Source organism: Streptomyces sp. SID5910, from assembly GCF_009862125.1.
Taxonomy (GTDB): domain Bacteria; phylum Actinomycetota; class Actinomycetes; order Streptomycetales; family Streptomycetaceae; genus Streptomyces.
The window spans coordinates 1-10,387 of the sequence record NZ_WWHX01000435.1 but is presented as its reverse complement, the minus strand read 5'-3'; the positions used below and the strand labels follow the sequence as shown (position 1 = coordinate 10,387).

The following is a 10,387-nucleotide window of genomic DNA, read 5'->3' as shown; positions in this document are numbered from 1 at the left end:
TGACGGCCACCGTGTCCTTCATGTCGATGGCGCCCCGGCCCCACAGGTAGCCGTCGCGGATCTCGCCGGAGAACGGCGGCACCCGCCACTCGGCGGCGTCGGCCGGTACGACGTCGAGGTGGCCGTGGACCAGCAGGGCGCCGCGCTCCGGGTCGGTGCCGGGGATGCGGGCGATCACGTTGGCGCGGCCGGGGGCGCTCTCGACCAGCTGGGAGCCGATGCCGACCTCGGCCAGCCGGTCCACGACCCACTCGGCGCAGACGCGCTCGTCACTGGTGGGGTTGGAGGTGTCGAAGCGGATCAGCTCCGCGCACAGGCCGACGACCTCGCTCTGCGCCTCGTCGGAGGCGGGGACGGTGGTGCTCATGGTGCTCCTACGGTGGCCGTGCCGGGGGTGTGCGCGGACGGCTCGGTGGGGTCGGCGGGGCCGCCGTCCAGGGTGGAGGTGCCGTACGTCCTGATCCAGCCGGCGAGGCCGAGGACGCTGTAGAGGACGAAGGCGGTCAGCAGGGAGTTCAGGGCGGGGATGCCGCCGTCGTAGAACTTGCCGACGCAGAACGCGGCCGCCCAGATGACCAGGGACATCGGGACCCAGGTCGGCGAGGTGGCGGGCAGGGTCCCGGCCTCGCGGGTGGCGTCGAGGGGCGCGCGCATGCGGCGCACCACCCAGTACTCGGCGACGATGATGCCGCCCACCGGCGGGATGGCGACGCCCAGCACGGACAGGAAGTCGGTGAAGTGGGTCATGATGCCGACGGCGGACAGGACGGTGCCGGCGACACCGAGGGCGACGGTGACCGCGCCGCGGTGCAGGCGCTTGCCGAAGACGACCTGGAAGAAGTTGACGACGCCGAGCGAGGAGCCGTACAGGTTCCAGTCGTTGATCTTCGCGGTGGACATCAGGACGACGAGCACGCCGAAGACGCCGGAGGTGGAGAGCACGATCTGCGAGACCTGGCCGCTGCCGACCATGTGGCCGAGCAGGACACCGGTCAGGCCGACGATGTACTCGGAGAGGATCATCGACGAGGCGGACTGGAGGAAGACGTGGCCGCCCTTGCGGTTGTAGCGGGTCATCTCCGGGGAGACGATCGCGCCCGTCATGTAGCCGCCCGCGATGGCGGTCGCGGCGACGGAGAGCGGGATGGCCTGGCCGGGCGCCGGGGAGTGGATCAGCTCGGACAGGGAGTGCTCGCTCAGCGCGTCGGTGACCGACCAGGCGACCATGGCGAAGAAGAGCGGGGTGACGATCTTCGCGAAGACGGCCATGTACCGGAAGCCGAAGATGACCAGCACGGTGATGGCGACACCGGCGACCACGCACCACAGCCAGGACGGGCCGCCGACGAGCGAGGAGACGCTGTCGCCGAAGATCGTGTTCTGGACGCCGAACCAGCCGACGAGGCTGACGGAGATGACCAGGCTGACCAGGGCGGAGCCGTTGCGGCCGAAGCCGACCCAGCGGGTGAGCAGCGGGGTCGCGAGGCCTTCGCGCATGCCGGCCAGGCCGATCGCGAAGATCACCACTTCGAGGATGACGGCGCCGAGGGTGAACGCCCAGAACGCGTCGCCGAAGGACATGCCGACGCCGATGGTGGCGCCCAGGGTGAACTGGGAGATGGAGCCGGACTGGGCGAGCCACTGGAGCAGCATCGTCCAGAAGCCGAGGCGCTTGTCGCGCGGGACGCGGGACAGCGCGTAGTCGTCGCTGCCGACCGCTCTGGCGCCGCCCGTCTCCGGGGCCGCCGCGGTGTTCTTGTGCGCGGCCATGGTCAGGACTCCTTGGGGACGCGGCCGAAGGTCTGGAGGTGGGCCAGTGAGCCGTAGCGGGACACGAGCGAGGTGAACTCCACGTCGTCGTGGAAGTCCAGGCGTCCGCCGCCGTAGGCCTTCGCGGTCTCGACGGCGAACCGGGCCGCCGCCGCGATGTCGGTCTCGTGGCTGGCGCCGGTCTGGCAGCCGGGCACCGCCGCCGCGGAGGTGATGGCGAGGCCGACGACCGGTGCGGGCGTCGCCGTGGCCGGCTGGAGGATCGAATTGATGTGGTGTACACCGTTACCGTACGGGGTGATGTCCTGCGTGGTCACCGGGTACGTGACCAACGGCTCACCGCTCACCACGGCCAGCAGCTCGCCGAGCTGCTCGCTCACCTTGAGCACCCAGCCCTCCTTGACGGTGGGCGACAGGGCGAGGCCGCGGTGGTTGATGATGCGGTTGCCCTTGGTGGTGTCGATGGAGAGCACCGCCTCCATCTCGCCGGTGACCTCGTGCCGGTTCATGGTCCCGATGTCGACCGGCGAGTCCATGAAGGGCACCGGGTCGTGCGGCGCGGTCGGGGCGTCCGGGCAGATGTGCGTCGCGACGATCACGTCGCCGTCGAGGACGTCGCCGCGGCGGCGCATGTCGAGCAGCTTGGCGGCGGTCGCCAGGGCGGCGACGGCGCCGTCCGCGTCGGAGACCAGGCCGGTCATCTCGGGCCGCGCCCCGATGCCGCCGAGCCTGCCCACCACGCCGAGGGTGCGGGCGGAGCCGCCGCGGGTGCGGCCGTCGCGGCCCGGGATCCGGACGAGCACGAAGTCCGTCGAGCCGCGCTCGCCGGTGACGGTGGTGACCTCGGCGCCGGACCCCTCGGGACCCGCGAGCGAGTCGAGGTGGGCGGCGACGCGCTTGCCGTCGACGGCGGGATCGTCCAGCAGGTCCACGAGGTCCAGGACGTACTTCAACATCGGCAGTTCTCCTGATCCGCACCCGGGGGCGGTGCTGACAGCAGGTTCCGGATCCACTAACGTTCTCCGCAACTGTTTCCCGTTATCTGCAATCGCTGTCTGAATGGCGAGATGACACGGGAGACCGGCGAGCGAGTGAGGTGAGTGTGTGCGAGAAGCTGCCGTGACCGGCCAGCCCGACGACCGGAGGACCGACGACCGCAGGACCGACGACCGCAGGACCCCGGCCGGGGCGCTGCAAACCGTCGACCGCGCCCTGCTGGTGCTGCTGGCGTTCGAGCGCTCGCGGCCCGACTGGGGCGTGACGGAGATCGCCACCGAGTTCGGCTGGGACACCTCGGTGGCCCAGCGCCTGCTCTCCACGCTCGCGGGACGCGGCTTCCTGGTCTCCGACCCGGCGACCCGCCGGTACCGCATCGGCCCGGCCGCGCTGCGCCTGGGCCGCCTCTGGGAGCGCTCCGGGTCCCTGGAGCTGCTGGCCGAACCGGTGCTCCAGGAGCTGCGGGCGGCGACGGGCGACACCGTGCTGTTCTGCCTGCCCGACAGCTTCCACATGCGCTGTGTGGCGGCCGTCGAGGGCGAGGAGGGGCCGCTGCGCTACTACCCGCTGGTCGGCGAGCTGTACCCGGCGCACGCCGGCGCCACCAGCAAGTCGTACTACGCCTTCCTGGCCGACGACCAGCGCCACCGGCTGTTCCGCGGGCGCCCCATGGCCCGCTTCACCGAGCGCACGGTCACCGATCCCGACCAGCTGGAGCGCGAGTTCCGCCAGGTGCGCGCGCAGGGCTACGCCTGGACGGTCGGCGAATACGACGCCGGCATCGGCACCGTCGCCGTGCCGGTCTTCCTCGGCTCCGAGCCGTACGGCAGCCTGAGCCTCGGCGCCGCGAAGGAACGCTTCCCCGAGGGGCCCGAGGACCGGCTCGACGTGCTGCGCCGGGCCGCCCGGCTGTTGGAGCGGCGTCTGACGCATCCCCCGCAGGCGCACCGCCGCCCGCGTTCCCGCACCACCTGACCCACCGCACCCGGCCCACCTGCCGCCCCTGACCCACCCGATCCACCGCACCACCGATCCACCCCGTGAAGAGGTCGACCCCGTGAATCTGCTCCTCCTGTCCAACTCCACCCAGCACGGCCGCGGCTATCTCGAACATGCCCTGGACACCGTGACCGGCTTCCTGCCCGCCGGGGCCCGCCTCGCCTTCGTGCCGTACGCGCTCGCCGACCACGACGCCTACACCGCCAAGGTGCGCGACGCGCTGGCCGGCGCGGGCATCGACGTGCGCGGCGTGCACGAGGGCGGCGACCCGGTCGCGCGGCTGGGCGAGGCGGACGCCGTGTTCGTCGGCGGCGGCAACTCCTTCCGGCTGCTGAGCGCGCTGTACCGCACGGGGCTGCGCGAGGCGCTGACCGAGGCGGTGACGGGCGGGCTGCCGTACATGGGGGCCAGCGCGGGCACCAACATGGCCGCGCCGTCGCTGCGCACCACCAACGACATGCCGATCGTGGAGCCCCCGTCCTTCGAGGCGCTCGGCCTGGTCCCGTTCCAGATCAACCCGCACTACCTCGACCCGGACCCCGCCTCGACGCACAAGGGCGAGACCCGCGAGGAGCGGCTGACGGAGTTCCTGGAGGAGAACGACGTGCCGGTGCTGGGTCTGCGGGAGGGGTCCTGGCTGCGTGTCGAGGGCACGCGCGCCACGCTCGGCGGCGAGCGCGACGCCCGCCTGTTCCTGCGCGGCACGGCGCCCCGCGAGCTCCCGACGGGCTCGGACGTGTCCGAACTGCTGCGCGTCCGCGCCGAGTTCGACACCCGCGCCTGACCACGACGGCGCCGGAGGCCCGGCCGGGTCTCCGGCGTCGTCCGGTCCTCGCGGACGACCGGCTCGCGGCCGTGTGGCCCATGGCCGTCGGGCAGGCGTCCGAGGACGGGTGGGGTCCCGCGGCTGAGCCGTCCGTGCGACGGACGCCGCGACGCGACGCCGTCCGGGTGAGCGTGGGATGCGGTGCGGCGTGACAGCGGATCGGATGGGGGGCATGCGCAGACCCATAGCCGTGGCCTCCCGCCACTCACGCCTGCTCGCGTCAGGCGTCGCCCTCGCCACCTCGTCCCTCCTCCTCGCCCTGTGCGCCGCGCCCGCCTCGGCCGACGCGTCCGGCGGCACACCCGACCGCGGTACGGCCTACATGGGCCGTGGCGTGCTGGCCCACGAGGGCGTGCAGGGGCTGCCCGCCGACACCCGGGCCACCCAGACGGAGGGCGTGGACGTCTCCAGCCATCAGGGCAACGTCGCGTGGCCGACCCTCTGGAACAGCGGGGTCCGCTGGGCCTATGTGAAGGCCACCGAGGGCACGTCCTACCGCAATCCCTACTACTCGCAGCAGTACGGCGGTTCGTACGACGTCGGCATGATCCGGGGCGCGTACCACTTCGCGACGCCCGACACCGCGGGCGGCGCCGCCCAGGCCGACTACTTCGTCGACCACGGCGGTGCCTGGTCCAAGGACGGCAAGACGCTGCCGGGTGTCCTGGACATCGAGTACAACCCGTACGGCGCCACCTGCTACGGCAGGACGGCGGGTCAGATGGTCGACTGGATCAAGGACTTCCTCGACCGGTACAAGGCGCGCACGGGCCGGCACGCCGTCATCTACACCTCCACCAACTGGTGGAAGCAGTGCACCGGGAACTACAGCGGCTTCGGCTCGAACACGCCGTTGTGGATCGCCCGGTACGCCTCGGCGGTGGGCGAACTCCCGGCCGGCTGGGACTTCCACACCATGTGGCAGTACACCTCGACCGGGCCGACCGTCGGGGACCACGACAAGTTCAACGGCGCGCTGGACCGCGTCAAGGCGCTCGCCGACGGCTGAGCGGAGCCGCGGGACAGCCGGCCGGCCGCGACGTCAGCGGCCGGCCGGATCCGCGAGTACGCCGGTGACCTGCCGGCGCACCACCTCCCGGGCCCGCGCGGGGAGCGCGGCGACGTCCGTCCGCTCCAGGGCGCCGAGGACCTGGCCGGCTCCGTCGTCGCACGCGGTGGTCTCGCTGAGCACCTCGTAGCCGTCGCGGACGGCCACCCGCAGCCGGCGCCGCCCCTCGGCGTCGGTGTGCACAGCGGTGGCGACGACCAGGGGCGGTGGTCCGCCGGCCTCGGCGGGCTCCTTGTGGTACCCGCTGGTCACGGGGGTGCGCCAGTGCAGGGCGAGCAGCAGGTGACGCTTGGCCAGGACCTCGTTCAGGTCGGTCTCGTAGGCGCCGTCGGTGCCCAGCACGGTGGCGCGCGCGTCCAGGACGAGGGCCGCGGGGAGCAGACAGCGCAAGGTGCTGCCGACGAGGTTGCCGCCGACCGTCGCCGTCCGGCGCACGGCCCCGGTGCCCACGGAACCGGCCGCCCGGCGCAGCACCTCCGGCACGCGGTCGTCGACCTGGTGCAGCACCACGGCGCCGCCCAGCCGCTCGGGCCGGACCTCGGTGGCCTCCGGGAGGTGGCGCAGCGACATCGCCTGCTCCGGGAAACCGTCCCGTTGCCAGGTGGCCCACACGAGCGTGGCCCCGCCGATGGGCACCGCCCCGTCGGCCATGCACTCCTGTGCCTCGGTCACGGACGTGGGCAGACGCAACAGCACGGCGATCGACCTGCTTTCCCGGGAAGTCGGCGGTCGCACGGCACGCGCCCCCGCCGCGTGATCACGGTCCTGTCATATTGTCCGCACGGCCGCGGGGGCGCGTACAGGGCTCACACCGAATCCGTATGCGCCTTTCGCGCGCCGGAGCGTCTCCGGCGCGACGAGCACCCCGGCGGTGGCCGCCGTCCGGCGGCCCGGTCAGACCACCCGCTGCGCGAGGAAGTCCAGCAGGACGGCGTTGAAGCGGTCGGGCTGCTCGGCGCCGGGGAGATGGCCCGCCTTCTCGATGACGGCCAGGGTGCCGTGCGGGACGAGGCGGTGGATGGCCTCGGCCTCCGCGACCGGGGTGTAGACGTCGTCGGCGCCGACGACGATCAGCACCGGTGCCTCCGCGCCGGCCAGGGCGTCCCGGTAGTCGGGTCGTTCGGCCCGCCCGCGCAGGGCCGCCGCGGCACCGCGCGGATCGGTGGCGCGCATCATCTCCAGGACCCGCGCGGCCACGTCGGGCATCGCGGTGACGTTGTAGTCGGCGAGCATCTTGTCGATGACCTCGTGCGCGTAGCCGTCCATGCCCTCGGCGAGCAGCCTGTCGGCCAGCCGGTTGCGGAACAGCCTGCCCTCGGCGCTCTCCGCGGGCGCCGAGGTGTCGGAGAGGACGAGGGCCCGCAGGCGTCCCGGGTGGCGCAGCAGGAACTCCATGGTGATCTGGCCGCCCATGGAGACACCGCCGACCACCGCCCGCTCGATGTCCAGGTGGTCCAGCAGGGCCGCGAGGTCGTCGGCGAAGTCGGCGAGGAGGACCTTGCCGGGGGTCACCTCGCTGCGGCCGTAGCCGCGCAGGTCGGGCGTGACGACACGGTGGCCCGCCGCGGTCAGCGCCGCAACCTGGGGCGCCCACAGGGTGCGGTTGAAGGGGTGACCGTGGATCAGCAGGACGGGAAGCCCCTCCTGGGGCCCGGCGTCGTCGTAGCCGATCGTGGCGCCGCGCAGGGTTACGGAGGTCATTCCGGGACCCTAACTCCCGTGCCGTGGAAGGACCGAGCGATTTCGGCACCCCCCGGCCGAGTACGTGGCCCGTGCAAGTACCGTCGTGACCTGGTGGGAGGGCGGACCGGCCGCCGGCCCCGTGACCCTAGCCGTCCGCCCCGGCCGCGCCGCCCCGCCGGACCGTCAGCCCGCCGACCCGTCAGCCCGTCAGCCCGGAAGGTGAGCCCCCTGTGAGCACCGGCAGTTACTTCGAGCCCGTCGACGAGCACCGCTACGAGCCGACCGGTCACGCGGGCGGCGCGTGGGACCCCGACGAGCAGCACTTCAGCCCGCTCGGCGGTCTTGTCGTCCACGCGATCGAACGCCATCTGGCCGCGCGGCCCGGCCCCGGGCTGCTCCTGTCCCGGATCAGCTTCGACATCCTCGGCCGGCTCGCCCTCGACGAGTGCGAGATCCGGGTGGAGACCCTGCGCCCCGGGCGCACCATCGAGCTGGTCGAAGCCGTCGTCCGCATCGCCGGCCGCCCCGTCGTGCGGGCCAGGGCCTGGCTCCTCGGCGCCGGGGACACCGCCGCGGTCGCCGGCGGCGGCGCCGCTCCGCTCGCCCCGCCGCAGACGCTCGAGTCCTGGCCGATGAGCTCCCGGTGGCCCGGCGGATACATCGCCTCCCTGGACGTCCGTCCGCTGGCGCCCCCGCAGCCGGGCCGCACGACGGCCTGGGTCTCCACCGGCCTCGACCTGGTCGCCGGGCGGACGGTGAGCCCACTCGCGTCCTACGTCGCGCTCGTGGACACCGCCAACGGCATCGCCGTACGGGAGTCACCGACCGCCTGGATCTTCCCGAACGTCGACCTCACCCTCCACCTCCACCGCCGGCCCGAGGGCCGCTGGACCGGACTGGACACCACCGTCGTCTTCGGCCCGGCGGGACAGGGCGTCACCAGCACCGTCCTGCACGACCTGGCGGGCCCGGTCGGTCACGCGCAGCAGATCCTCACCGTCCGCCCCGCGCCGGGCGCCGACGGCGGCTGAGGCGCGGCGCGCATCCCGCCCCGGGGCTGGGGCAGGCGGGTGAAGGCCGGGCTGGTGCGTCGGCCGCACCCGCCGCCCGGGGAAGAGAGGAAGTCATGCGCGCACTCGTCATCAACTGCACCCTCAAGCCGTCGCCACAGCCGTCGAACACCGAGGCCCTCGCCGCCACCGTCATCGCGTCCCTGAAGGGACACGGCGTGGAGGTCGACGTCGTACGGGCCGTCGACCTGAATCTGAAGCCGGGCGTGGAGACCGACATGGGCGACGGCGACGACTGGCCCGGGGTCCACGAGAAGCTGCTGGCGTCGCAGATCCTGATCATCGCGTCGCCCACATGGCTCGGCCGCCCCTCCTCGGTCGCCCAGCGCGTCCTCGAACGCATGGACGCGATGCTCGGCGAGACCGACGACGAGGAACGCCCCGTCGCCTACAACCGTGTCGCCGGCGTCCTCGTCACCGGCAACGAGGACGGCGCCCACCACGTGATCAGCGAGATCAACGGCGCGCTCGGCGACATCGGCTTCACCGTCCCCGGCCAGGCCTGGACCTACTGGCACCTCGGCCCGGGCCCTGGGCCCGACTACCTGGACGACGAACGCGGCCACGACTGGGCGACCTCCACGGGCCGCGCCATGGCGTCCAACCTCGTCCACGCGGCCCGCGCCCTCGCCGCGTCGCCCCTGCCGGCCCCGCCGTCCTGACCGGCCGCCGCGCGGGCCCGCGAAGGCAGACGTCCGGGTATGTCTGCCGTCGCCGAAGCGGGGCATTCGTGCAGGTGCAATGCCATACACGACAGATCAGGAGCTGATGCCCGCCATGACGCACGACCTGACCCCGAAGTACACGGTCCCCGGCATCGAGCGCGAGGCCGCCGGACGACTGATCGGCACGCTGCGCCTGCGCCTGCACGCGCTCAACGACCTGCATCTCACGCTCAAGCACGTCCACTGGAACGTCGTGGGTCCGCACTTCATCGCCGTGCACGAGATGATCGACCCGCAGGTCGACCAGGTACGCGAGATGGCCGACGACGTCGCGGAGCGCATCGCCGCGCTCGGCGGAGTCGCGCAGGGCACCCCCGGGGCCCTGGTGGCCGAGCGGAACTGGGACGACTACTCCATCGGCCGGGCGGACGCCATCGCCCACCTCGGCGCGCTCGACGTGGTGTACACCGGCGTGATCGAGGGCGTGCGCGCCGCGGTCAAGGAGGCCGGGGAGATCGACCCCGCCACGGAGGACCTGCTGATCGGGCAGCTGCGTGACCTGGAGCAGTTCCAGTGGTTCGTACGGGCCCACCTGGAGACCGCCGGTGGCTCCCTGGCCACGGGCGGCGCGGAGTCCGAGGCGCAGGGCGCCGAGCGGGGTTCGGAGCTCTCCCGGGGCGAGAGCGGCCGGTGACGCGTCGTGGGGCCCGGCCGCGTCGGGACGATGCGGCCGGGCCCCGGATGCCCGGCGTTCTCAGCGGGCGGGCCCGCCCCGGCGTCCGAGGCGCACCCCGACCAGGACCAGGTCGAGGATCAGCACGACGATGCCGATGACCAGCAGGTAGAAGAGTCCCTCGGCGGCCACTCCGATCACCCCCAGGACCAGCGCCACCAGCAACAGCAGCAGGAACAGGCTCACGGTCGTCTCCCCTCCGGCGAATCGGACGAATTCCTCGGACGCGTTGCTCGGCGGCTCAGCGCCGGGCCAGCCGGCGTTCGCCGCGGCTGCCCTGCTCGTAGGGCAGGTCGTAGTGGGCGAAGACCGCGCTCTCCGCGTCGGCCGCGAGCTCGCCGTCCGGGTCGATCCCGGGGGCGGACTTCACCAGCCCCTTCTCGTAGGTCACCTTCAGGTAGTCCGGTCCGACGGTGGCCTTCTCCAGCGGGACGAACACCAGCCGGCGGCGGGTCGGGAGACCGATGGTGACCGCGGCGAACGCGGGCCGGTCGGTCGCGGTGTCCACGTAGATGGACTCCAGACTGCCGATCCTGTGGCCGCCGGGGTCGACGACGTCCTGACCACGCCAGTCAC

13 protein-coding genes are annotated in these 10,387 nt (G+C 72.9%); 6 read left to right on the top strand and 7 right to left on the bottom strand.

The window, feature by feature from the left end:
- From GTW67_RS15295 to GTW67_RS15285, 3 genes are all read right to left on the bottom strand, one after another.
- A partial coding sequence (locus GTW67_RS15295) for a M20/M25/M40 family metallo-hydrolase (protein WP_161165370.1) occupies positions 1 to 367 on the bottom strand: 367 nt, incomplete at its 3' end.
- Complete coding sequence (locus GTW67_RS15290) at positions 364 to 1,770, bottom strand: cytosine permease (protein WP_161165369.1); 1,407 nt, start codon at positions 1,768 to 1,770, stop codon at positions 364 to 366. The genes GTW67_RS15290 and GTW67_RS15295, both read right to left, overlap by 4 nt.
- 2 nt (positions 1,771 to 1,772) lie before the next feature.
- Entirely contained in the window at positions 1,773 to 2,726 is a 954-nt protein-coding gene (locus tag GTW67_RS15285; RefSeq protein WP_161165368.1) for a DUF1177 domain-containing protein, read from the bottom strand.
- Positions 2,727 to 2,889: 163 nt separating this feature from the next.
- On the opposite strand from GTW67_RS15285, the gene GTW67_RS15280 reads away from it, so the two are divergent.
- From GTW67_RS15280 to GTW67_RS15270, 3 genes are all read left to right on the top strand, one after another.
- Positions 2,890 to 3,741, top strand: coding sequence for an IclR family transcriptional regulator domain-containing protein (locus GTW67_RS15280; protein WP_161165367.1), 852 nt, complete (start codon positions 2,890 to 2,892; stop codon positions 3,739 to 3,741).
- 82 nt (positions 3,742 to 3,823) lie between these two features.
- Positions 3,824 to 4,549 carry a dipeptidase PepE gene (pepE, locus tag GTW67_RS15275; RefSeq protein WP_161165366.1) on the top strand — a complete coding sequence of 242 codons (726 nt, stop codon included), beginning with the start codon at positions 3,824 to 3,826 and terminating at the stop codon, positions 4,547 to 4,549.
- Between the two features lie 214 nt (positions 4,550 to 4,763).
- A complete protein-coding gene (locus GTW67_RS15270; protein WP_161165365.1) occupies positions 4,764 to 5,600 on the top strand; it encodes a lysozyme in 837 nt (278 codons plus the stop codon).
- A gap of 33 nt (positions 5,601 to 5,633) precedes the next feature.
- Here the strand turns inward: GTW67_RS15270 and GTW67_RS15265 are convergent, their stop codons facing one another.
- Positions 5,634 to 6,356 carry an FAD binding domain-containing protein gene (locus GTW67_RS15265; RefSeq protein ID WP_161165364.1) on the bottom strand — a complete coding sequence of 241 codons (723 nt, stop codon included), beginning with the start codon at positions 6,354 to 6,356 and terminating at the stop codon, positions 5,634 to 5,636.
- Positions 6,357 to 6,554: 198 nt separating this feature from the next.
- Positions 6,555 to 7,361, bottom strand: a complete 807-nt coding sequence (locus GTW67_RS15260; protein ID WP_161165363.1) for an alpha/beta fold hydrolase — start codon at positions 7,359 to 7,361, stop codon at positions 6,555 to 6,557.
- A gap of 212 nt (positions 7,362 to 7,573) precedes the next feature.
- Here GTW67_RS15260 and GTW67_RS15255 point away from each other — a divergent pair, with 212 nt between their 5' ends.
- The 3 genes from GTW67_RS15255 to GTW67_RS15245 all read left to right on the top strand — a co-directional run bounded on the left by GTW67_RS15255 (position 7,574) and on the right by GTW67_RS15245 (position 9,772).
- Positions 7,574 to 8,374, top strand: a complete 801-nt coding sequence (locus GTW67_RS15255; RefSeq protein ID WP_161165362.1) for an acyl-CoA thioesterase domain-containing protein — start codon at positions 7,574 to 7,576, stop codon at positions 8,372 to 8,374.
- A gap of 95 nt (positions 8,375 to 8,469) precedes the next feature.
- Entirely contained in the window at positions 8,470 to 9,075 is a 606-nt protein-coding gene (locus GTW67_RS15250; RefSeq protein WP_161165361.1) for a flavodoxin family protein, read from the top strand.
- Between the two features lie 115 nt (positions 9,076 to 9,190).
- Positions 9,191 to 9,772: a Dps family protein gene (locus GTW67_RS15245; protein ID WP_161165360.1), complete on the top strand. Its 582-nt coding sequence runs from the start codon at positions 9,191 to 9,193 to the stop codon at positions 9,770 to 9,772.
- Positions 9,773 to 9,832: 60 nt separating this feature from the next.
- On the opposite strand, the gene GTW67_RS37005 is transcribed toward GTW67_RS15245, so the two are convergent.
- Entirely contained in the window at positions 9,833 to 9,997 is a 165-nt protein-coding gene (locus GTW67_RS37005) for a hypothetical protein (protein ID WP_202437274.1), read from the bottom strand.
- A 55-nt stretch (positions 9,998 to 10,052) separates the two neighbouring features.
- The coding region (locus GTW67_RS15240; RefSeq protein ID WP_161165359.1) for a PRC-barrel domain-containing protein at positions 10,053 to 10,387 on the bottom strand (335 nt) is incomplete at its 5' end.

What these genes read in the sequence shown, in the direction of transcription:
- GTW67_RS15260 (WP_161165363.1), bottom strand. Translation starts at nt 7,361, where the DNA reads ATGACCTCCGTAACCCTGCGCGGCGCCACGATCGGCTACGACGACGCC.
- GTW67_RS15285 (WP_161165368.1), bottom strand. Translation starts at nt 2,726, where the DNA reads ATGTTGAAGTACGTCCTGGACCTCGTGGACCTGCTGGACGATCCCGCC.
- GTW67_RS15290 (WP_161165369.1), bottom strand. Translation starts at nt 1,770, where the DNA reads ATGGCCGCGCACAAGAACACCGCGGCGGCCCCGGAGACGGGCGGCGCC.
- GTW67_RS15245 (WP_161165360.1), top strand. Translation starts at nt 9,191, where the DNA reads ATGACGCACGACCTGACCCCGAAGTACACGGTCCCCGGCATCGAGCGC.
- GTW67_RS15250 (WP_161165361.1), top strand. Translation starts at nt 8,470, where the DNA reads ATGCGCGCACTCGTCATCAACTGCACCCTCAAGCCGTCGCCACAGCCG.
- GTW67_RS15270 (WP_161165365.1), top strand. Translation starts at nt 4,764, where the DNA reads ATGCGCAGACCCATAGCCGTGGCCTCCCGCCACTCACGCCTGCTCGCG.